The sequence below is a fragment of the Herbaspirillum sp. C9C3 genome (genome assembly GCF_013359625.1).
In the GTDB taxonomy this organism is placed as follows: domain Bacteria; phylum Pseudomonadota; class Gammaproteobacteria; order Burkholderiales; family Burkholderiaceae_D; genus Herbaspirillum.
Genome location: NZ_JABFMQ010000036.1, coordinates 1 through 21,308, shown reverse-complemented (window position 1 = coordinate 21,308; position 21,308 = coordinate 1). Strand labels below are relative to the sequence as shown.

The following is a 21,308-nucleotide window of genomic DNA, read 5'->3' as shown; positions in this document are numbered from 1 at the left end:
AATCCATACAAGCTGAAAACGTGCTCGTCAAAGGTCGCTGGAGACGAATTTCTGCAATTCAGCCGTCTTCGGGTTGCTGAAGAGTTCGTCGGGCGGGCCGATCTCCCACACCTGGCCCTGGTGCATGAACACCAGCACATCGGCCAGCTTGCGGGCAAAGGCCATCTCGTGCGTGACCAGCACCATGGTCATGCCGCCGCGTGCCAGGTCTTCCATCACCTTGAGCACTTCGGCCGTCAGTTCCGGATCCAGCGCTGAGGTCACTTCGTCGAACAGCATCAGTTCCGGCGCCATGGCCAGCGAGCGGGCAATCGCCACGCGTTGTGCCTGGCCCCCGGAGAGCTGCTCGGGATAGGCTTCCTTCTTGTTTTCCAGCCCGACCAGTTGCAGCACCTTGTGGGCGATCGTCTTGGCTTGCTCGGTCGACATCTTCTTGATGGTGGTCAGCGCCAGCGTGATGTTGCGCTCCACCGTCAGGTGCGGGAACAGGTTGTAGCTCTGGAAGACGATGCCGACCTGCTTGCGCAACTCACGCAGGTTGAGCTTGTCCGGATGATGAATATCATGTCCGCATACATGGATGTCACCGCCGTCGACTTTCTCCAGACCGTTCAGGCAACGCAGCAGCGTGCTCTTGCCCGAGCCGCTCTTGCCGATGATGGCCACCATCTGGCCCTTCTGCACATCCAGCGACACGCCGTTCAACACCTTGTTGCTGCCGAAGCTCTTGTGCAGGTCCTTGATCTTAACGATGGCTGACATTCAGTTTCCTTTCAAAGTGCTTGGACAGCGCTGACAGCGGGAAGCACAGGCAAAAATAGATGAGGGCGACGCAGCCGAATACGGTGAACGGCTGGAAGGTCGAGTTGTTGATGATCTGGCCGGCGCGCGAGAGATCGACGAAGCCGATCACCGATGCCAGCGAGGTGTTCTTGACGATCTGCACCATGAAGCCCACGGTCGGCGGCGTGGCGATCTTGATCGCCTGCGGCAGGATCACCTTGGTGAGCTGCTCGAAGCGGTTGAAGCCCAGGCATTCCGAGGCTTCCCATTGGGTCTTGGGAACTGCCTGGATGCAGCCGCGCCAGATCTCGCCGAGGAAGGCGGCGCAGTAGATCGCAAAGGAAATTCCGGCGGCCACCAGCGGGGTCAGCTTCAGGCCGGCGATGGCCAGTCCGAAGTAGGCCACGAACAGGATCACCAGCAGCGGAATGCCTTGCACCACCTGGATGTAGGTACTGGCGATGCCGCGCAGAAGGGCATTGGGCGAGACCCGCCACAAGGCGATCACGAAACCGGCCACGCCACCGAAGAGGAAGGCGACCAGTGACAGCACCACGGTCCAGACGGCAGCTTGCAGCAGATATTCCACGTGCAGGAAACTGAATGCGTTCATCACGTCTCCTCAAAGATTGGTGCCAAGCTTGCGCTTGCGCACGAAGGCCATCTGGCTGATTGCCCAGAAGGCGCCCCGGAACAGGAAGGACAGCACCAGGTAGGCCACCGCGATGACTGCATACACCTCGAAGCTGCGGAAGGTCTCCGACTGCACCAGGTTGGCGGTGGCGGTCAGCTCTTCTGCCGAAATCTGCGAGGTGATGCTGGAGGCCAGCATCAGCAGGATGAACTGGCTGGTCAGCGAGGGATAGACGCGCTCCACCGCCGGCAGCAGCACCACGTGCCAGTAGACGTGAAAGCGCGACATGCCCAGGCATTCGGCCGCCTCGATCTGGCCCGGATGGATGGAGTTGATGCCGGCGCGCATGATCTCGGTGGTATAGGCACCCACGTTGACGGTGAGCGCAATGACTGCGGCAGTCTCGGCGGTCAGCTTCCAGCCGATGCTGGCCAGGCCGAAGAACACCAGGAACACCTGCACCAGCAGCGGCGTGTTGCGGATGATCTCGACATACGCCTGCACCAGGCCGCGCACCAGCGCCAGTCGGCTCTTGCCGGCAATCGCGCAGAGCGTGCCGACCACGAAGCCCGATACGATGGACAAGGCCGAGAGCTGTATCGTCAGCCAGGCGCCCATCAGCAGGCGGTCCCAGTTGGCGAAGACGCTCATGAAATCGAAGGTGTAGTTCATCGACGCTCCGTCCTTACGGCGTGGGGGCGAGGCGGGTATAGCTGCATGAGGGTGGTCTCCTTGGTTGAATTTCCTGGGGGCGGCCTCTTGTTGTATGACCGCGAGGTCGGGGCCTTGGCATGATTGCCGGTATGTCATGCGCCTGGAGCCGGGCGGTGTGGCTGCAACGACGGTGCAACTGCAGCGCAGCTAGAGCTGCCTGACACCGCCCGGTTGAAACATCGACTTCACGTACTCAATGCCATTGACCAGCGGTGCGCCGAAGTCGGGAATGCTGATTTCGATGCTGTCGCCGTCCTCGGTACGCACGCTGTAGGCGAAGGACAGGTTGGCCGCGCCCATGAAGTGCACGTGCACGTCCCCCGCGTGCAGCAGGTGGGCGTATTTGAAATAGTGATATTCGAGATTCTCGATGGCATGGCACATGTTGTCCGGGCCGGTCAGGAATTCCTGTTCCCAGATCACGCGGCCACGGCGCCGGATGCGTGTCATGCCGATCAGATGTGCAGGAGGCAGGCCCACCAGCAGCTCCGGCCCGAAGGCGCAGTGGCGCAGCTTGGAGTGCCCCTGGTAGAGGTAGTTGCGGCGTTCCATCACGTGATCCGAGAACTCGTTGCCGATGGCAAAGCCGAGGCGGCGTGGACAACCCGCGTCATCGATCAGGTACAGACCGACGATCTCCGGTTCCTCGCCGCCATCCAGCGCGAAGTCGGGACGCGGCAGCGGCTGGCCGGGCGCGACGATGCAATTGCCGTCACCCTTGTAAAACCATTCCGGCTGCACGCCCACCGTACCCGGGGCGGGACGGCCCCCGGCAATGCCCCATTCGATCATCAGCTGCGTATCGGTCTTGTCGAGTTCATCGCCTTCCAGCCGGCGGTGCATCTTGTCGCGCGTGGTGGCGCTGCCCAGGTGCGTGGTGCCGGCGCCGGAGACGCGACAATGTGCAGGATCGGGATGATCCAGCGGTGCCAGGATGCGGCCCTCGTCCAGGATCGCTGCGTAGTCCTCGGACCGGTCGGTATTGAGCAGTTGGGCCAGGCGTTCCAGCCCGGTGTTGCGTTCGATGGCCAGCAGGCCCAGTTCGCGCATGGTGGTGACCTCGCCCAGCGCCTGGATGGCGGGACCATTGACGATGCCGACATGACGTTGGCCATGCAGATTGCGATATTGAATCAGCCTCACCGGGTCTCCTTGTACTGTCTTCATCCACAGGTCGCCGATCAGGGGCGGTCAGAGCCAGGAGGCGCGCAGTGCAGAACAGGGGCCGCGATTGGCAAGCGGCAGGACACTGCCGTCAGGCCAAGCCACCTGTGGATCAATCTGCCCGTCGTCTCCTGAGCTTTTTTCACGCATCGCCGTGGGCAGGAGGCAGATGCGCTAGCATTGTGGTTTTTCCGGGACGACTATAAGAGGCTGGCAAGAGGATGTCTAATGAGCTTAATTCATCGGGTGATAACCGACTGGAAGAGGACGGCCCTGCGGGCGTCGCGGGCGATGCACTGCCTTCGGTCGGCTCCATCGTCAGCCGCCTGCGCTTCCGCCAGGTCGCATTGCTGACGGCGCTCGACGAGCAGGGCTCGCTGCACAAGGCGGCCGAGGTCATGCACATGACCCAGCCGGCCGCTACCAAGGCCCTGCATGAAATGGAGGATGCGCTGGGCGTGACCTTGTTCGACCGCTCCCCGCGCGGCATCGAGGCCACCGAGCTTGGGCGTTGCGTGATCCGCTATGCGCGCCTGATCCAGAGCGACGTGGCCAACCTGCGCGAGGAATTGCAGAACATGATCAGCGGCCGCGGCGGGCGCCTGTCCATCGGTACCATCATGGGCGCGGCCCCTTTTGTCACGCGCGCGCTGTCACGCCTGCGCGAGATCCAGCCGGATGTCTCCATCGAGATCAGCGAAGATACCAGCGCGCGTCAGCTGCTGCTGCTGGATCAGGGGCGTATTGACCTGATGATCGGGCGCTCTTCGGTCAGCTCGCAGCCCAATCTGTATCACTACGAAATGCTGCGCGGCGAGCCCATGTGCATCGTCAGCGGTATCGACCATCCGCTGGCCACGGCGCAGAAGGTGCGCCTGCAGGAGCTGGCCGGGGCTTCCTGGATTCTGTATTCCAGCAACATGCCGATGCGCATCTGGATCGAGCATGAATTCAAGCTGGAGGGACTCAAGGTGCCCGGCAACGTGATCGAGACGGCCTCGCCCTTCGTCACCATCACCCTGCTGGCGCAATCGAACATGGTGGCGGTGATGCCGCTGGACATCGCCCACTTCTTCGCTGCGCGCCAGATGCTGGGCATCCTGCCGGTGAACCTGAAGACGCGCATCGAGCATTACGGCATCGTTACGCGCAAGAACAGCACGCTATCGTCGCTGGCCAAGATGTTCATCCAGATCCTGCGGCAGCAAAACTGAGTAGGCTGTCGTGCTGCATTGCTGATGTTTTTTTACTTGCCAGGGGTTTTCCCGATATCGTCTCGCGTGATTTTCCTGTTAGTGTTCGTCTGCGGTCGGGGTGGCCGCAGACTTTCTCTCAGATTCCGATTTCTCCGGTTGGCCTTCATGAATTTGCGTCTCACGCGCGTGCGCACGCGCCTTGCTGCTCTCGGTCCTGTGTCCTTTCCAGTCTCGTTCACGCACACCATGCTGGTCCCGCTCTGCGTGACCGGTGCCATCCTGCTGGCCGGTTGTGCCGCTCAGAAGCCGCAACCGCCCAACGACGTCGCCAGGCAGGCCCGGCTGGATCAGGCCCTGGCGCTGTTCTCGGCCAACCCGCCCGAAGGCCTGCCGGCTGGCTGGGAGCCCCTGGTCTTTACCCGCAAGAAGATTCCGACCCAATACGGCCTGGTACAGGACAATGGCCGCAGCGTGCTGCATGCCGTTGCTGACCGCGCTTCTTCCGGACTGCGTCATCCGGTCGACATCGACATCAACAAGAAACCCTGGTTGATCTGGAGCTGGAAGGCGGCCGGTCTGATTCCCGGCGCCGACCTCGCGCACCGGGAAACCGATGACTCTCCCGTACGCGTCGTGCTGGCCTTCGATGGCGACCACGACAAGCTTTCGCTGATGGATACCATCCTCTTCGATACGGCCAAGTTGCTTACCGGCCATGATTTACCCTATGCCACGCTGATGTACGTATGGGATCCCAAGGCGCCCGTGGGCACGGTCATCGCCAACGGCCGCACTGGCCGCATCCAGATGCTGGTGGCCGAAAGCGGTGCGCAACATGTGGGGCAGTGGCGCAATTACCAACGCAACGTGGCCGAGGACTATGAGCGCGCCTTCGGTGAAAAGCCCGGCCGCCTGATCGGTGTGGGGGTGCTCACCGATACCGACAACACCGTCCAGAAGATGCAAGCCTGGTATGGCGACATCCGCCTCATGCGCCAGGCCGAGCCCGTGCAGGCTCCCTGAAGAAATCGGACTGCAGGTTCAGACCCCGCGCCACCAGGCTGCGACGTGGCCCCAGAAACCCTTGGGACCGGTGTCGAAGAGCCAGGGTTTTTCGCGCTTGAGCTTGTCCATCATGTCCTGTTCGGCCTTTTCCGAGACGTTGCCGTAGGCGCGCCCGAGTTTGAGCAGGGTACGCATGGCCCCCAGCTTTTCGCGCGCCACCATGCCGGAGGCATGTTCGATGGCAATGTGGGTCTCGCGCAGTTCCTGCACCATCGCATGGGCAAGTTGCGAGGCAGGCGTCTTCAGGCGCTCCTGCACGACGGCGATATTGGTGGCTGAGGCCTTGATTTGCGCGGCCAGCACGTCGATCTGGGTTTCATCTCCCTTGGCCTGCTTGATGATGGCGCTGGCCCAGGCCCGCGAGGCATTGACCAGTTCTTCGGTGCCCCAGTCATGGCGCACCGCGATCCAGAAACCGTAGTTGGCGGCCTGCTCGATGAGGATCTGCACCACGTCAGGGAATTCCTTGTCCATCGCTCGTCGCGCCCACGCATACTGGCCCGAGAGCATCAGGTGCTGTACCGCTTCTTCGGTGAGGAAATTGGTGTTCTCGGAGAGCTTGGCCAGCAGGTAGCTGTCGAAGGAGGGTTTGACGAAGCCCGAGTCGATCTTGGTCGAGAGCCGCACGAAGTTGTGATAGTCCCGCTCCAGCGAGTCGTAGATCTCGTCCTTGAGGATGAGTTTGATCTGTTTCATGCGGCTTCCCCTCGGACCCGGTCCGACGTTGTGGTTCCGGCCGCCGCGACTGGCGGCGTACCGGGCTGGTTGTGATGACGCAATGTCAATGATGATGCTGTCAGGAAACTTGTTATCGGCAGTTCGCCCCGGAAACTTTACCTGTTCGCCCCGGGGCTGAATGTTAGGGCCTGTTCACATTAAATCTCGCAGATTTAATGTGAACAGGCCCTAGTAACTGCGTAATCCGTAGCGCTGCCGGGTTTCCCAGTCTGGCAGCAATTGATCGCGGTAGAGCGCCCAGGTCGGATCGGCCAGGATCGCGGTGCTGGTCTTGCAGCCCTGGCACAGTTGGGCGTGCACGCCAGCGACAACGGGCTCCAGGCCATTGGGATCGGTCACGTAGAACCAGGATTGCTGCAATCCCTGGCTGAACGCCGTACCCACGTAAAGGCTGCGGGTCTTCTTGGCGATGGCGGCAGCCAGCTGGTCGGACAGGGCTTCCAGCCGATCCTGCTCGGGCAGCGCCGGCAAGCCGTCGGGCGTGGCGGGAACGTAACTCACCCGGGTCACCACCACGTACGGAAAACCGGACAACGGGAAGCTGCGCCGCAAGCTCATGTCCAGTTTGACCAGGCTCAGACTCTCCCCGCGCTGGGACTGGTAACTCCACCACTCAGGCTCGGTATCCTGCGCCAGGCCGGAGCGCGCCAGCAGGAGCAGCAAGGCCAGCAAGAGGGCGCGGGTCATGGTCGTCGGGCCGGTTCAACTTGCCAGCAAGGCCAGCAACGCCAGCAAGGCGGGCAGGCCCTGGATGTAAAGAATGCTGCGCTTGGCGGTGAGGCCGCCATAGATGCCGGCCACCAGCACGCAGCTCACGAAGAATACCTGCACGGCATGATCGCCCGTGGCCAGGCTCCAGAACAGCCCGGCGGCCAGGAAACCGTTATAGAGGCCCTGGTTGGCGGCCAGTACGCGAGTGGCTTCGGCGGCCTGGCGCGACTGGCGGAACGTCTTCAGGCCCAGCGGTTTGGTCCACAGGAACATTTCCAGAATCAGGATCCAGACATGTTCCAGAGCGACCAGCAGAACCAGAATGGTGGCGAGCGTGTGCAAGGTTTCTCCCTGTTGTCGTTATACGTTCTTGCAGCGCCGTCGCTGCGTACAGAGTTCTCCGGGCGGCGGGCTTTGGCGATCATGCCTGAAATGGGCCCGCTCGCCAATGCCCTGCGCGGCGCTGCCGCGCTTACTTCGCCTGCAGGAATTTCTCGGCCAGTCGCACCCAGTAGGTGGCGCCGATGGGCAACAGGTCGTCGTTGAAATCGTAGCTGGGGTTGTGCAGGTTGCACGGACCCAGTCCATGGCCCTGATCGCGATGGCCGCCATCGCCGTTGCCCAAAAAGACGTAGCAGCCCGGCTTGTGCTGCAACATGAAGGCGAAATCCTCGGCACCCATGGTCGGCTCGGTCTGCGCATCCACGTGCTCGGCGCCGAACTGTTCGGTCAGTACCTCGACGGCGAAGGCGGTTTCCTTGGGATGGTTGATCAGCGGCGGATAGTTGCGGTTGAAGCGGAACTCGACCGTGGCATCGAAGGCGGCGGCTGTGTGCTCGGCGATTTCCTGCATGCGGCGCTCGATCAGGTCCAGCACCGGCAGGCTGAAGGTACGCACGGTGCCGACCATCATGGCCTCATCCGGAATGACGTTGGTGGCGCTGCCGGTATGGATCTGGGTGATCGATACCACGGCGGGATCGTTCGGATTGACGTTGCGTGCCACGATGCTCTGCCAGGCCTGGGCGATGTGAACCGCCGTCATCACCGGATCGACCGCCTTGTGCGGTTGAGCCGCGTGCGATCCCTTGCCCCGGACGGTGACATGGAATTCGTTGCTGGAAGCCATCTGCGCACCGGGCGTCACACCGAAATGCCCGACCGGGATACCCGGCCAGTTGTGCATGCCGAAGACGGCATCCATCGGGTACTTTTCAAACAGGCCATCCTGGATCATGCGCTCGGCGCCGCGTCCGCCTTCTTCAGCCGGCTGGAAGATCACGTAGACGGTGCCATCGAAATTGCGGTGCTGCGCCAGGTAACGGGCAGCGCCCAGCAGCATGGCGGTATGCCCGTCATGCCCGCAGGCGTGCATCTTGCCGGGATGGCGCGAGGCATGGTCGAAGGTATTGATTTCGGCCATGGGCAACGCATCCATGTCGGCCCGCAGGCCGATGGCGCGCGGGCTGTCGCCCGCCTTGATGATGCCGACCACGCCCGTGACACCGAGCCCGCGTACGACTGGAATCCCCCACTCGGTCAGCTTTTGCGCCACCACGTCGGCGGTGCGCACTTCTTCGTAGCACAGCTCGGGATGGGCGTGGATGTCGCGGCGGATCTTCTGCAGTTCGGCGTGGAACTGGACGATGGGGTCGATGAGTTTCATGGGAGTCTGGTGCAATGGCGTTGGTAACAAGTGTGCCTATCTTACCGCGCCTTGGCGGCGCAAGAGCGCCTGTGCAATTTCGTTCAATACAGCGGCCGCGAGCCTGCCTGGCATGCACATTTTTATCAGAGGTGCCAGAAGTGCGGTGAAGGAGACATGGCAGCACTACGGAAAATTCGTGACGTGCCATTTTAAGATAAAGTAGCTTCTTGCCTCGCGTGCGCCGAGGGCTTCCGTTTTTTCTTTCCCCGCTTTCTTTTCTGCCATGACCACCACCATCGTCCGTGCCGCTTGTCCCCATGATTGCCCCGATACCTGCGCCCTGCTGGTGACCGTCAAGGATGGCGTGGCCACCGAAGTGCGCGGCGACCCCGATCATCCGCCGACCGCCGGCGTGCTCTGCACCAAGGTCTCGCGCTATGTCGAGCGCACCTATCACAAGGACCGCCTGCTGCATCCCATGCGCCGCGTCGGCAAGAAGGGCGAGGGCAGGTTCGAGCGCATCAGCTGGGAGGAGGCCATCGCCACCATCGCGCAACGCCTGGGCGAGATTGCCCTGCGCGATCCGCAAGCCATCCTGCCCTACAGCTATGCCGGGACCATGGGCCAAGTGCAGGGCGAATCGATGGCCGGCCGTTTCTTCAACCGTCTCGGTGCCTCGCAACTGGACCGCACCATCTGCGCCTCGGCCGGTGGCGCAGGCTATCGCTACACCATCGGCGCGCGCATCGGTGCCGACCTGGAGCAGGTCGATCACGCCAAGCTCATCATCATCTGGGGCGGCAATCCGATTGCCTCCAACCTGCATTTCTGGACCCGTGTGCAAGCGGCCAAGCGCAACGGTGCACGCCTGATCGCCATTGATCCATATCGCTCGCTGACCGCGGAGAAATGCCACCAGCACATCGCGCTCTTGCCCGGCACCGATGCCGCGCTGGCGCTGGGCCTGATGCACGTGCTGATCGCAGAAGACTTGCTGGACCACGATTACATCGCACGCTATACGCTGGGCTTCGACCAGCTCAAGGAGCGCGTGGCTGAATGGACTCCGGCCCGTACCGCTGAAGTGTGCGGCATCAGTGCGGACGAAGTGCAGAACCTGGCCCGCGAATACGGCCGCGTCGCGCCGGCCGGGGAGGGCGCCTTCATCCGCGCCAATTACGGCCTGCAGCGCGTACGCGGCGGTGGCATGGCCGCGCGCAATGTGGCCTGCCTGCCGGCGCTGGTCGGTGCATGGCGTCATGCTTCGGGAGGCATCCAGTTGTCGGTGTCGGACAGCTTCCCCAAGGATGCCGCCGCCCTGAGCCGGCCCGACCTGGCCGCGCGTCATGGCAAGCCCAGCCGCGTCATCAACATGAGCACCATCGGCGATGACTTGTTGAAGCCGGCTTCGCCCGACTTCGGTCCCCAGGTGGAGGCGGTGATCGTCTACAACTCCAACCCGGTGGCGGTGGCCCCGGAGTCGGGCAAGGTGGCGCAGGGCTTTGCGCGTGAGGATCTGTTCACGGTGGTGCTGGAACATTTCCAGACCGATACCGCCGACTATGCCGATATCCTCCTGCCCGCGACTACGCAGCTGGAGCACATCGATGTGCATGCCTCGTATGGCCACGTCTACATGATGGCCAACAATGCCGCCATCGCCCCGCTGGGCGAGGCCAAACCGAATACCGAGATCTTCCGCCTGCTGGCCGCAGCGATGGGCTTTGCAGAGGACTGCTTCAAGGACAGCGACGATCAGTTGGCCGCCGTGGCCTTCAAGCGCGACGACCCGCGCAGCGTCGGCTACGACTGGGAACAGTTGAAGCAGAAGGGCTGGCAGCGCCTGTCGGTGCCGGTGGCGCCCTTTGCCGAAGGCGGGTTTGCCACGCCCTCGGGCAAGTGCGAGTTCTATTCCGAGCAGATGAAGGCCGCAGGTCTCGATCCGTTGCCGACCTATATCGCGCCCTACGAATCGGTGGCCAGCAATCCGCAGCTGGGCGCGAAATACCCGCTGGCGATGATCTCGCCGCCGGCACGCAATTTCCTCAATTCCTCCTTCGTCAACGTGCAGAGCCTGCGTGATACGGAAGGTGAGCCGCACCTCGACATGCACCCGCAGGATGCCGCCGCACGCGGCATCGCCCAGGGTGAGACGGTCCGCATCTTCAATGACCGCGGCAGCATGCAGGCACGCGTGCGTGTGACCGACAAGGCGCGCATGGGACTGGTGGTGGGCCTGTCGATCTGGTGGAAGAAATTTGCCGCCGATGGCAAGAACGCCAACGAAGTCACCAGCCAGCGCCTGACCGACATGGGCAATGCGCCGACTTTCTACGACGTACTGGTGCAGGTGGAGAAACTGCAGCAGCCGGTGGCGGCCTGAGGTTTTCCGTGCTGCGCCGCCGTGTGCGATGGGGCGCCATCGTTGCCGCGCTGGCGGCGCTGTGGGCGCTCACGGGATGCTCAAGCGTCTCGTATTACGCCCAGGCCGCACATGGCCAGTTTTCGCTGCTGGCCCAGGCCAAGCCGCTGCAGGACTGGATTGATGATCCCGCTACCTCGTCTGCGCTCAAGGCCAAGTTGCAGACCGTGCGCGAGATCCGCCGCTACGCCGTCACCGAACTGGATCTGCCCGACAATGGCAGCTATCGCAGCTATGCCCAGCTGGACCGGCCCTTCGTGCTGTGGAACGTGGTGGCCGCACCCGAACTTTCGCTCCAGCCCAAGCAATGGTGCTTCCCGATTGCGGGCTGCGTGGACTATCGCGGCTACTATCATCTCAAGGATGCCCAGGCCTATGCCGAGACGCTCAAGGCCGAGGGCTACGACGTCCAGGTGGCGGGCGTGCCGGCATATTCCACGCTGGGCTGGTTCGATGATCCGGTGATCTCGACCTTCATCCAGTATCCCGATGGCGAACTGGCGCGGCTGATCTTCCATGAGCTGGCGCACCAGACGGTGTATGCGCCTGGTGATACTTCCTTCAATGAAGGCTTTGCGGTGGCCGTGGAAGAGCTGGGCGTGGAGCGCTGGCTGGCGGCGCGCCACGATCCGGAGATGGTCGAGGCCTACCACCGCTTTGCCGCCCGCAAGCGCGAATTCCTGGCCCTGCTGGACAAGTATCGCGCCCGGTTGAAGGAAAACTACGACAGCCACGCCAGTGACGCCCAAAAACGCCAGTGCAAGGCCGCCATCTTCGCCGCCCTGCGTGCCGAATACGCGCAGATCAAGGCCAGCCGCTGGCACGGCTATGCCGGTTACGACCGCTGGTTTGCCATGCCCTTGTCCAATGCGCATCTGGCGCTGGTGGGGGCGTATCACGATCTGGTGCCGGCGTTCCGTCAATTGTTTGCGCGTAGCAGTGGCTTCCCTGATTTCTATGACAAGGTGCGCACGCTGTCGCGCATGGCCAAGGCGGCACGTCATGCCGCCCTCGGTGATGCGCCCTTGAGCAGGGGCAAGGCCGATGCAGAAATATTTCCACCCTGCACCAATGGCCGGCCCAAGGACGGTAGGCCGGCGTATCATGCCGGATAAATTTGGGCAGTCGCTGGCTTGCCGTTGAACGTAACAGGCCGGGACTGACCGTGATATCGCTGCCGTTGGCAGCCATTTTGCAAAAAATCTCAAATTTGGGGCGCAAAATGCTTGCCCCGCCGTCGAATGCTGGATAGCATCTGCGTTAAATAAAAAAACACTCGTGCTTTTTTTGCTGTGCGCGCCAACGCGGTGGCCTTGCTTCACTGCGCAGCCCCAGCGCACGTTATGACCGGAGACAGAGGACACACTATGGAAAGATTCTGGCTTGCATCGTATCCCGCAGGCGTTCCCGCTGATATCGATCCCAGCGCTTATGGTTCGCTGGTGCAGATGATCGAAGAGGCTTTCGCCAAGCATGCCGATCGGAACGCTTACGTCTGCATGGGCAAGTATCTCCGCTATGGCGAACTCGATGCCATGTCGCGTGCCATGGGCGCGTGGCTGCAAGGCCTGGGCCTGCAGAAGGGGGCTCGCGTGGCGATCATGATGCCCAACGTGCTGCAATACCCGATCGCCATTGCCGCCATCCTGCGTGCCGGCTACACGGTGGTCAACGTCAATCCGCTCTACACTGCCCGCGAGCTGGAACACCAGCTGAAGGATTCCGGTGCCGAAGCCATCTTCGTGCTGGAGAACTTTGCCTGCACGTTGCAGAAGGTGGTAGCCCATACCCAGGTCAAGCACATCGTGGTGGCCAGCATGGGCGAGCTGCTCGGCACGCTCAAGGGGGCCATCGTCAACCTGGTGGTGCGGCACGTCAAGAAGATGGTGCCGGCCTGGTCGCTGCCCAATGCCGTCTCCTTCAGCCGCGCGCTGTCGCAAGGTGAGGGCAAGACCTTGCAGAAGGTATCGCTCACGCCCGATGATGTCGCCTTCCTGCAATACACTGGCGGTACCACGGGCGTGGCCAAGGGGGCGGTGCTGACCCATCGCAACCTGATCGCCAACGTACTGCAAGCCGAAGAATGGCTGACCCCGGCGCTGAAGTCCGGCAAGCCCATCAACCAGCTGGTGTTCGTCTGCGCACTGCCGCTGTATCACATCTTTGCGCTCACCGTCTGCAACCTGCTGGGCACGCGTGAAGGTGCGCTGAACCTGCTGATCCCGAATCCGCGCGATATTCCGGGGTTCGTCAAGGAGCTGGCCAAGTACAAGGTCAACACCTTCCCGGCGGTCAATACGCTCTACAACGCGCTGCTCAACAATGCCGACTTTGCCAAGCTGGATTTCTCCGGCTATCGCTGCTGCGTGGGTGGCGGCATGGCGGTGCAGAAGAGTGTGGCCGACAAGTGGAAGAAGCTGACCGGCTGCCCCATCATCGAAGGTTACGGTTTGTCCGAAACTTCGCCCATTGCCAGCGCGAACCCCTGCACCATTGATGAATACACCGGGACCATCGGCCTGCCGCTGCCGTCCACCGAAATCGCCATCCTCGATGATGATGGCCATCCGGTGCCGCTGGGCCAGCCGGGCGAGATCGCCATTCGTGGTCCGCAGGTGATGCCGGGTTACTGGCAGCGTCCTGACGAGACGGCCAAGGTCATGACACCGGACGGCTTCTTCAAGACCGGTGACATCGGTGTGATGGACGCGCGCGGCTACACCAGGATCGTGGACCGCAAGAAGGACATGATCCTGGTCTCCGGCTTCAACGTCTATCCGAATGAAATCGAAGGCGTGGTGGCGCAGCATCCCGGTGTGCTGGAATGCGCCTGCGTTGGTGTGCCCGATGAGCATACCGGCGAAGCGGTCAAGCTCTTCGTGGTGCGCAAGGACAAGTCGCTGACCAGCGAGCAGTTGATGGCGTACTGCAAGGAACAGTTCACCGGCTACAAGAAGCCGAAGTACATCGAGTTCCGTGATGAGCTGCCCAAGACCAACGTGGGCAAGATCCTGCGCCGCGAGTTGCGGGATGATCCTGCGAAGGCGGCGCAGAAGCAGGCGGCGTGATGCAAGTGCTGCCGTAATCTGATTCGCTAAAGTTCGTCAGTCAGTTTTCTACATCAAGGCCTGAGTTCGGTATTGCACCGGACTCAGGCCTTTTCAGTTCGGGCTCACAGGACATGGCTGCTGGTGAGTCGTCATTTTCCTGTGCAGATCGGATTCTCTGGAGAGGCAGGCCGGCTCCCCGCCTGAAGGTGCATCGCACCTTTGGGTAAATATTCATGCAGTCACCCGCCGTCGTCATTCAGAAGTTGCACGTTTCCATCGGGAAATATTAAAATGCGCGCCGGTGTTACATCAGGGAGGGAAACTTGATGAACACAGGAATCCTGCATGCGCAAAACCCTCCAGGGTCTGGAACAGCTGCTTTCAGACTATCAGCACGCCCGCATTCTGCGGCTCACTTTCCCACACAACGACGCTCCCCTTTCTGAACTGCTCGTCAACAAGCTCGACGCCAGCGAAGGTCTGTCACGCGACTTCGAATTCACCGTCGAGCTGTTGGCCGACAATGCCACGCTCGAACTCAAGGACCTCCAAGGCAAACTGCTTTGCGTGGAGCTTGTCCGCCAAGACGGCAGCCTGCGCTACTTTACCGGTTACGTCTTCAGCTTCCGGTTCGTCAGGACTGATGGCGATATCGCATTCTACGAAGCCAGGCTAGGCCCCTGGCTGAAGTATCTTTCCTTGCGCACGAACTGCATGCTGTTCCATGGTGTGGGTTTGTACGAGCAGACGCGGCGCATCTTCGAGCATTACAGCGCCTTGCCCGATTGGGAGTTCCGCCATCACGGGGAAGACCTGCCCGTGACCGAGGCGTGCCAGTTCAACGAGTCCGACCACAATTACCTGAGCAGGCGCTGGGAGGCCGCAGGCTGGCACTATGCCTATGAACATACGGCCAACGGTCACAAGCTGGTACTGGGCGACGACTCCACCCTGGCTGAGGCCATCGATGGCGTAGAGATCGCCTTCCAGCGTCATGCCGGTTCGCAGGAAGAAGACGGTATCCATGAATGGTCAGCTGAGCGGCACATCATGCCTGCAAGCGTGACCCTGACTTCCTACGATTTCAAATCCCCCTGGCCAAAAACCGTCGAGGTCCCGACACGCAACAATCAAGGTCTGGTCCTGCGCAAGGAGGCCTACGAATACGCCGGTGCCTATGGATTCAAGGATCGCCAGGACGGCGACCTTCTCGCCACGCAACGCATGGAAGAATTCGAACAAGCGGGCAAGTTCTTCGAGGCCGCAGGCAACAACCGCAACGTGGTACCTGGCCGCTGGTTCCGTCTCACCGGCCACTTCGACGGCGGCAGCAAGGAAGAGTGCGAATTCCTCATCATCGACACGCACCACAGTGCCACCAACAACTACCACGTCAACAACGGCATTGCGCCGCACTACGAGAACCGCTTCACCTGTATCCGCAAGCTCATTCCCTGGCGTCCCGGCCGCGGCTTCAACAGCGTCGAACCAAAAATCTATGGCCTGCAAACGGCCACTATCGTGGGCCCCAAGGGCGAAGAAATCTACACGGATGAGTATGGCCGGGTCAAAGTCCAATTTCATTGGGACCGCGACGGCGAGTTCGATGAAGGGAGTTCGGCCTGGCTGCGGGTGGCCACTGCCTGGGCAGGTTCGAACTTCGGCGCGACCTTCATTCCCCGCATCGGTTGTGAAGTCATCGTGCAATTCCTGGACGGTAATCCGGATCGCGGACTCATCACCGGCATGGTGCCCAATGCCGCCAATATGCCCGCCTGGGAGCTGCCGGCGAACAAGACCCAGAGCGGCATCCTGACGCGGTCAACGCCCAAGGGCGGCTACGACCATGCCAATGCGCTGCGCTTCGAAGACAGGAAGGGCCAGGAGCAGTTATGGCTGCACGCCGAGCGCGACCAGCTGACCGAGGTCGAGCACGACGAAGACAAATGGGTCGGCCACGATCGCCGCAAGACCGTCGATCGCGACGAGACCACTCACATCGGGCATGACCGCACCGAGACCGTCGACAACAACGAGACCATCACGGTCCACAACAACCGTACCGAGACGGTCGACAACAACGAAACCATCAGCATCGGCAGCAACCGTACCAAGACCATCGGCAAGAACCGCAAGGACCAGATCGGCAAGAACTGGTCGACTCATGTTGCGCGGATGAAGACCGAAACCATCGGCATGGCCTACATGCAGAACGTCGGCATGGGCCGCATGGAAAACGTCGGCCTGGCCTACAACCTCAACGTGGGCACTGTCATGGCGACGGTCGTTGGCATCAACCAGATCACCAAGGTCGGCAACACCCTGTCGATCACGGCGGGTGAGGAGCTTTCCATTTCGGTGGGCAAGGCCAGTCTGCGCATGACTGCCGACGGCAAGATCTCCATCAACGGTGCCGAGATCGGCATCGAGGCCAGCGGGCCGATGCAGTTGTCCGGCAAAGACGTCGATATCAACTAACCGGGCACTGATCATGGAATTTCGCAACCTCACGCCTTATCCGGCGATGGCGTTCGACGCGCTCGACCAGCATGACCAGCGCTTTCACGTCGTCGTCATGCGACTCACCTTTGAGTTGCAGCCCGACGGCCAGCTCTTGTTCGCACCCGAGCAAACGCCGCTGGTCACCTCCGACGAGTACTACGGCGAACTGAACTGCTCCAGCGTCAGGCAGGAATCGGATCTGGCGCCGTACAAGCCGCATACCGACGTCATCGTCATTGCCGACGCGCACGCGCCGCAGGGACGCGCGGCCCGCCAGTTCGAGGTCGCCATCAAGATCAACGGCGCACCGGTCGAGCCCGAGTTGCCGCCTGAACCTCATGGCTTGAATCCCTTGCAGCATGCTTCGCCCGAGCGCGTGGCGCAGTGGCGGCAAGAGTGCGTGCGCCTGACGGAGCAGGCCAGGCAAGGCCCGCTCATTTTCTCCAAGACGCTGCTTGTCACGGGTCCACGCGAATGGCGCAGGCGTTCTGCCTTGCTCCGGGCGCTGACGCTGTTCGCGCTTCCCGCATGGAAGCTGAGCACACCGCAAGCCATCACGACGCTGCCACTACGTTACGAATACGCCTACGGAGGCGAGAACAAGATTCTTGAAACCGACCCGGCGGCCACACGTGTGAACAAAAAGCATCGACTTCCAGAGCGCAAGCCGTTGCCTGAATCTGCCACTGACGGCGATATGCAGCAAGCCATCGCCCATGCGGTGCATGAACACAATCCGATAGGCCTTGGCTTTGCGGAGGAATGGTATCTCCGTGCGACAAAAGCAACCCGGGTACCCGCGCCGCAAATTCAAGCGCGCAATGAGCCCCCGTTACGCTTTGGTGAAGCGTGCATGCCAGTGGGCTTGGGCATTGTCGGACGCGCCTGGCAGCCCCGCCTGCGCCTCGCGGGCACTTACGACCAGCAGTGGCTGGAGGGGCGGCATCCCGGGTTGCCCGCTGATTTTGATTTTGCGTATTGGAACGCTGCCCCTGCGGACCAGCAAGTCATTCCTCATCTGGATGGCGATGAAACCATCACGCTGTCCAACCTCTGTCCTGCGGGTGCCGCAACAGCACAGGACGCTGCAGGCAACACGCTGCTGTCGTTCGCGCTGCCGGGGCATTTGCCGTTTGTGCTGGTCCGCTTTGAAGATGGCCGCATAGCCGAACTCGCCGCCAAGCTCGATACGGTGATCGTCGATGTAGCCCCCACTCCCAACTCCCCCGACAAGAAACCCTCCGTCGTTTGCGTCTGGCGCGCGACGGTCGCCTTCTCGCCAGACGTCCGGGTGCTTGAAGCACGGGTGCTGTCACGCGCCGAGGCCGACGCCTTGCGTGAACCTGCCCGAGACCCCGAATCCCCGACCTCGGCTAGCCAGCCGAACCAGCCCCTGCCAACCAACGCTTGAGAGAACTCCATGCCCACAGCTGCCCGCAAGAACGGCATCTTCAAGGCCGTCAGTCTCGTGCCCGACGTCTGCAAGACGCCGATGGGGCCGAACATGGTGCCGGTGCCGTATCCCGTCATTGCCGACTTGAGCGATAGCGTACAGGTGGCCAAATCGGTCCGCTTCAATGGCGATCCGGTTTTTCTGTTCGGTGACAGCCTTGTCACCCGCGTGACCGGCAACGAAGCCGGAACGGGCGGTGGCATGAGATCCGGCGTCAACAAGGGAAAGGTCCGCCCTGCAAAGAGCTCCGCCAGCGTGCGCGTGGAGAAGAAGTTCGTCGTGCGCCACGGCGACGAGTGTGACATGAATCTGGCGAGTTGAGCATGATGCGAAGGCTTCGTTCTTTTCTCGTCCTGATGGATGCAGCGCGTATCTGCGAAGTGGCTTGCCACCTTGCTGACCGGATGCGGGGTGCGCTGCCATGACGACCAAGGGAGTCATCCTCGAACAGGCGGACAGGTCCGTCACGCGCATCGAGCCGCACGGTGGCGGAGCCAATGCTGCCATCAAGGCAGAGACCGCGGCCGAGAAAACGTTTTGGCAGAAGTCCAGTCCCTGGGTGCATGGGGTGCTGGGGGTTGCCAGCTTCGTTCCAGGGTTGTCTGTCATCACCGGTGCGATTGATGCAGCGATCTATACGGCCGAAGGCGACTATGTTGAAGCGGGGATTGCTGCGGCGAGCATGATACCGGGTGGCAAAGTCGTCACCACCGTGGGCAAGGTTGCCAAGCGCGCGGTTGGCATGGCAAAGGGTGCAGGAACGGCATCTCGGATTGGCAAGGGCGCGCATGAGGCGGAAGAACTTGCCAAAGCGGCCAAGACGGCCAAGGAAGCAGAGGAAGCCGCAAGAGTTGCGCGAGAAGCTAAGGTCGCCAAGGAAGCTGCACCTGGCCCCCAACCACCAAAAAAGCCCAAGAAGGACGTCACCGTCAAGGCCCGGCAGTTTAAAGTGCCTTGTTTCCATCCGTATGATAAGAAACAATTCATGCGGATGAGCAAGGAGGAGCAGAAGGCGTTTTTGAAAGAAATGGCGGAGCAGCTTAGACGTCAAGAGGAGGCCATCAACAGTCTGACTGCTAGTGAATACGCGATGGCTAGGGATGCGTTTAAGAAAATGAATCGGAATCCGGCTGCTGGCGGGGCGCAAGAAAGCCATCGGGAAAAAACGCTCAAACAAATGTCAAAGGGCATTTTCGAGAGCCAGAGTAAGCGAGGCATGAGCGACGCAGAGGCCAAAACAAAGGCCGGAATTGATGCAAAAGAACTGATGGAAAAATTAGCCGCATTGCATGAGCCAGACATGGTCGCCGGAGGTTGGATGAAACACAAAACGACGAGTATTGGCCGCGCTGACGTGAACAAGTCAATTGGAGCAAGCTGGAACCAGGCTTACACGCCGCCTGGAAGTCGGAGTTCTGGGCAGAAACCGCTGACTAGGGTGCAGGAGATGGATCGTGAAGCCCAGCATGCGATTGATAACGGTCGTGGAAATCAAAAAATGAATGTCAAACTGGAGCCTTGCCGTGGCAAGGGAATGAGATGAGAGACGAAGGATTCAAATATTTTATTAGCAACTTTGGCGAGGCGACCAAGAGTTCTCCGGTGCCCGCTGCAAGCCTCGAAAAATGGCGCGGTAAGCTACCAGATAAGTTATTGAAATACTGGGAGCAAGAAGGCTGGTGCGAATATGCGAATGGTCTCTTTTGTACAGTTGACCCTGATGACTATGAAGATCTCGTTGATGAGTGGCTTGCAGACACCGGATTGGATGAGATTGACGCGTTCCACGTGATTGCAAGGACTGCATTTGGCGAGCTCTATGTGTGTGGTGAGAAGACAGGATGCAGCGCCACGATTTATTGCGCCCTCAATTTGGTCACTGCATTAGAAAATGACTTGAAAGCAAAAACTAAAGAAGACCTGGACTTTTCAATCCGTTCTTTTTTTGCGTTCAGTGAGCCGACCGAGCTTGACATGAAAGATGAGGACGGGCAGCTGCTCTTCGAACGCGCCAGAGCCAAACTAGGCCCTCTTGAACCGCACGAAATCTATGGATTCGAGCCCGCCATCGTCCTAGGAGGAAAAATTCTCCTCGAAAATCTGGCGAAAGTGAATGCCAGTGTGCACCTGACGATTCTCCGTCAATTCGCAGAACCCGAATTGCCACTCTCGGGAATCGATATTGAAAAGTTGCTCGACTCTTGAAACATGCTTCATCCAGGCGCAGGCATAGGTCGCCTGGTTTTTGAATCAATCAAGCTAATGCGCTGAGATGAGAGACGAAGGATTCAAATATTTTATTAGTAACTTTGGCGAGGCGACCAAGAGTTCCCCGGTGCCCGCCGCAAGCCTTGAAAAATGGCGCGGTAAGCTACCAGATAAGTTATTGAAATACTGGGAGCAAGAAGGCTGGTGCGAATATGCGAATGGTCTCTTTTGCACAGTTGATCCCGATGACTATGAAGATCTCGTCGATGAGTGGCTTGCAGATACCGGATTGGATGAGATTGATGCGTTCCACGTGATTGCAAGGACTGCATTTGGCGATCTCTATGTGTGTGGTGAGATGACCGGCTGCAGCGTAACGATTAGTTGCGCCCTCAATATGGTCTCTGCTTTAGAAAATGAATTGAAGGAAAAAACTAAGGAAGACCAGGATTTTTCGGTCCGATTTTTCTTTTCCTACAGTGAGCCTGCCCAGCTTGATATGGAAGATGAAGATGGAGAGCCGCTCTTTGAACGCGTCAGGGCCAGGCTAGGAGCGCTTGAGCCGGATGAGATATACGGATTCGAGCCTGCCATAGTGCTAGGAGGAAAATTTCTTCTCGAGAATCTGGCGAAAGTGAATGCCAACGTGCACCTGACGATTCTCCGTCAATTCGCGGAGCCGGAATTGCCACTCGCGGGGATCGATATTGATAAGCTGCTCGACTCTTGAAAAATGCCGTCACGACAGAACGACTAAAAGTTCATCCAGCCGCAGGCTGATGCCACCTGAGTTTGGAACGGGTAAAACTTAGATATTGAGATGAGAGACGAGGGATTCAAATATTTTATTAGTAACTTTGGCGATTCTGACGACTACGGCCTGGCAGTCTCGGATTTTTCTCGCGGCCATTGTGATGAAGATCTTGAAGCAATGAGAGCGTATCAGCTTTGAGTTTTTGACCGTCTGACCTGCTCCCCAATTTAGTACGAGAACGACTTGGAGTCTGCGGTTAAAAAAGT

General features: G+C 60.4%; 19 protein-coding genes. 11 read left to right on the top strand and 8 right to left on the bottom strand.

Translation table 11 applies throughout. The features are described 5' to 3' along the window. Positions 1-27 precede the first annotated feature (27 nt). From HNO82_RS20815 to araD1, 4 genes are all read right to left on the bottom strand, one after another. A complete protein-coding gene (locus tag HNO82_RS20815; protein WP_034350988.1) occupies positions 28-762 on the bottom strand; it encodes an amino acid ABC transporter ATP-binding protein in 735 nt (244 codons plus the stop codon). Beyond that, a complete protein-coding gene (locus HNO82_RS20810; RefSeq protein WP_175344994.1) occupies positions 746-1,396 on the bottom strand; it encodes an amino acid ABC transporter permease in 651 nt (216 codons plus the stop codon). The genes HNO82_RS20815 and HNO82_RS20810 overlap by 17 nt, the downstream gene beginning before the upstream one ends. 9 nt (positions 1,397-1,405) lie before the next feature. Further along, entirely contained in the window at positions 1,406-2,089 is a 684-nt protein-coding gene (locus HNO82_RS20805; RefSeq protein WP_008331973.1) for an amino acid ABC transporter permease, read from the bottom strand. Positions 2,090-2,278: 189 nt separating this feature from the next. Beyond that, positions 2,279-3,274 carry an AraD1 family protein gene (araD1, locus tag HNO82_RS20800; protein WP_175344993.1) on the bottom strand — a complete coding sequence of 332 codons (996 nt, stop codon included), beginning with the start codon at positions 3,272-3,274 and terminating at the stop codon, positions 2,279-2,281. Positions 3,275-3,516: 242 nt separating this feature from the next. Here araD1 and HNO82_RS20795 point away from each other — a divergent pair, with 242 nt between their 5' ends. Together HNO82_RS20795 and HNO82_RS20790 are read left to right on the top strand one after the other, a co-directional pair. Beyond that, entirely contained in the window at positions 3,517-4,509 is a 993-nt protein-coding gene (locus HNO82_RS20795; RefSeq protein WP_008331968.1) for a LysR family transcriptional regulator, read from the top strand. Positions 4,510-4,737: 228 nt separating this feature from the next. Further along, positions 4,738-5,514, top strand: a complete 777-nt coding sequence (locus HNO82_RS20790; RefSeq protein WP_175344992.1) for a DUF3047 domain-containing protein — start codon at positions 4,738-4,740, stop codon at positions 5,512-5,514. Positions 5,515-5,532: 18 nt separating this feature from the next. Here HNO82_RS20790 and HNO82_RS20785 read toward each other — a convergent pair whose 3' ends face one another. The 4 genes from HNO82_RS20785 to HNO82_RS20770 all read right to left on the bottom strand — a co-directional run bounded on the left by HNO82_RS20785 (position 5,533) and on the right by HNO82_RS20770 (position 8,671). Then, positions 5,533-6,252 (bottom strand): DUF4088 domain-containing protein, encoded by a 720-nt coding sequence (locus HNO82_RS20785; protein ID WP_008331958.1) that lies wholly within the window; start codon positions 6,250-6,252, stop codon positions 5,533-5,535. 210 nt (positions 6,253-6,462) lie between these two features. After that, complete coding sequence (locus HNO82_RS20780; RefSeq protein WP_008331948.1) at positions 6,463-6,981, bottom strand: DUF695 domain-containing protein; 519 nt, start codon at positions 6,979-6,981, stop codon at positions 6,463-6,465. Positions 6,982-6,996: 15 nt separating this feature from the next. Next, positions 6,997-7,347, bottom strand: coding sequence for a DUF1304 domain-containing protein (locus HNO82_RS20775; protein WP_008331946.1), 351 nt, complete (start codon positions 7,345-7,347; stop codon positions 6,997-6,999). A gap of 130 nt (positions 7,348-7,477) precedes the next feature. Further along, positions 7,478-8,671 (bottom strand): M20 aminoacylase family protein, encoded by a 1,194-nt coding sequence (locus HNO82_RS20770; RefSeq protein WP_175344991.1) that lies wholly within the window; start codon positions 8,669-8,671, stop codon positions 7,478-7,480. 265 nt (positions 8,672-8,936) lie between these two features. On the opposite strand from HNO82_RS20770, the gene HNO82_RS20765 reads away from it, so the two are divergent. The 9 genes from HNO82_RS20765 (at position 8,937) to HNO82_RS20725 (ending at position 21,018) form a co-directional block, all read left to right on the top strand. Next, positions 8,937-11,036, top strand: coding sequence for a molybdopterin-containing oxidoreductase family protein (locus tag HNO82_RS20765; protein ID WP_175344990.1), 2,100 nt, complete (start codon positions 8,937-8,939; stop codon positions 11,034-11,036). An 8-nt stretch (positions 11,037-11,044) separates the two neighbouring features. Beyond that, on the top strand, positions 11,045-12,190 hold the full coding sequence (locus tag HNO82_RS20760) for an aminopeptidase (RefSeq protein ID WP_175344989.1): 1,146 nt from the start codon (positions 11,045-11,047) through the stop codon (positions 12,188-12,190). Positions 12,191-12,442: 252 nt separating this feature from the next. After that, positions 12,443-14,143, top strand: a complete 1,701-nt coding sequence (locus HNO82_RS20755) for a long-chain fatty acid--CoA ligase (RefSeq protein ID WP_175344988.1) — start codon at positions 12,443-12,445, stop codon at positions 14,141-14,143. A gap of 327 nt (positions 14,144-14,470) precedes the next feature. Beyond that, positions 14,471-16,603 (top strand): type VI secretion system Vgr family protein, encoded by a 2,133-nt coding sequence (locus HNO82_RS20750; RefSeq protein ID WP_175344987.1) that lies wholly within the window; start codon positions 14,471-14,473, stop codon positions 16,601-16,603. 13 nt (positions 16,604-16,616) lie between these two features. After that, positions 16,617-18,038: a DUF2169 family type VI secretion system accessory protein gene (locus HNO82_RS20745; protein ID WP_249777063.1), complete on the top strand. Its 1,422-nt coding sequence runs from the start codon at positions 16,617-16,619 to the stop codon at positions 18,036-18,038. 9 nt (positions 18,039-18,047) lie between these two features. Further along, complete coding sequence (locus HNO82_RS20740) at positions 18,048-18,401, top strand: DUF4150 domain-containing protein (protein ID WP_175344986.1); 354 nt, start codon at positions 18,048-18,050, stop codon at positions 18,399-18,401. A gap of 100 nt (positions 18,402-18,501) precedes the next feature. Continuing rightward, entirely contained in the window at positions 18,502-19,623 is a 1,122-nt protein-coding gene (locus HNO82_RS20735; protein WP_175344985.1) for a polymorphic toxin type 15 domain-containing protein, read from the top strand. Continuing rightward, entirely contained in the window at positions 19,620-20,285 is a 666-nt protein-coding gene (locus HNO82_RS20730; RefSeq protein WP_175344984.1) for a GAD-like domain-containing protein, read from the top strand. The genes HNO82_RS20735 and HNO82_RS20730 overlap by 4 nt, the downstream gene beginning before the upstream one ends. A gap of 67 nt (positions 20,286-20,352) precedes the next feature. Then, positions 20,353-21,018, top strand: a complete 666-nt coding sequence (locus tag HNO82_RS20725; protein WP_175344983.1) for a GAD-like domain-containing protein — start codon at positions 20,353-20,355, stop codon at positions 21,016-21,018. Positions 21,019-21,308 lie beyond the last annotated feature (290 nt).

Bases quoted from the DNA above. Each gene is read 5' to 3' on its own strand.
- HNO82_RS20815 (WP_034350988.1), bottom strand. From the start codon at position 762: ATGTCAGCCATCGTTAAGATCAAGGACCTGCACAAGAGCTTCGGCAGC.
- HNO82_RS20810 (WP_175344994.1), bottom strand. From the start codon at position 1,396: ATGAACGCATTCAGTTTCCTGCACGTGGAATATCTGCTGCAAGCTGCC.
- HNO82_RS20805 (WP_008331973.1), bottom strand. From the start codon at position 2,089: ATGAACTACACCTTCGATTTCATGAGCGTCTTCGCCAACTGGGACCGC.
- HNO82_RS20795 (WP_008331968.1), top strand. From the start codon at position 3,517: ATGTCTAATGAGCTTAATTCATCGGGTGATAACCGACTGGAAGAGGAC.
- HNO82_RS20790 (WP_175344992.1), top strand. From the start codon at position 4,738: ATGCTGGTCCCGCTCTGCGTGACCGGTGCCATCCTGCTGGCCGGTTGT.
- HNO82_RS20785 (WP_008331958.1), bottom strand. From the start codon at position 6,252: ATGAAACAGATCAAACTCATCCTCAAGGACGAGATCTACGACTCGCTG.
- HNO82_RS20780 (WP_008331948.1), bottom strand. From the start codon at position 6,981: ATGACCCGCGCCCTCTTGCTGGCCTTGCTGCTCCTGCTGGCGCGCTCC.
- HNO82_RS20770 (WP_175344991.1), bottom strand. From the start codon at position 8,671: ATGAAACTCATCGACCCCATCGTCCAGTTCCACGCCGAACTGCAGAAG.
- HNO82_RS20765 (WP_175344990.1), top strand. From the start codon at position 8,937: ATGACCACCACCATCGTCCGTGCCGCTTGTCCCCATGATTGCCCCGAT.
- HNO82_RS20755 (WP_175344988.1), top strand. From the start codon at position 12,443: ATGGAAAGATTCTGGCTTGCATCGTATCCCGCAGGCGTTCCCGCTGAT.
- HNO82_RS20750 (WP_175344987.1), top strand. From the start codon at position 14,471: ATGCGCAAAACCCTCCAGGGTCTGGAACAGCTGCTTTCAGACTATCAG.
- HNO82_RS20745 (WP_249777063.1), top strand. From the start codon at position 16,617: ATGGAATTTCGCAACCTCACGCCTTATCCGGCGATGGCGTTCGACGCG.
- HNO82_RS20740 (WP_175344986.1), top strand. From the start codon at position 18,048: ATGCCCACAGCTGCCCGCAAGAACGGCATCTTCAAGGCCGTCAGTCTC.
- HNO82_RS20735 (WP_175344985.1), top strand. From the start codon at position 18,502: ATGACGACCAAGGGAGTCATCCTCGAACAGGCGGACAGGTCCGTCACG.
- HNO82_RS20730 (WP_175344984.1), top strand. From the start codon at position 19,620: ATGAGAGACGAAGGATTCAAATATTTTATTAGCAACTTTGGCGAGGCG.
- HNO82_RS20725 (WP_175344983.1), top strand. From the start codon at position 20,353: ATGAGAGACGAAGGATTCAAATATTTTATTAGTAACTTTGGCGAGGCG.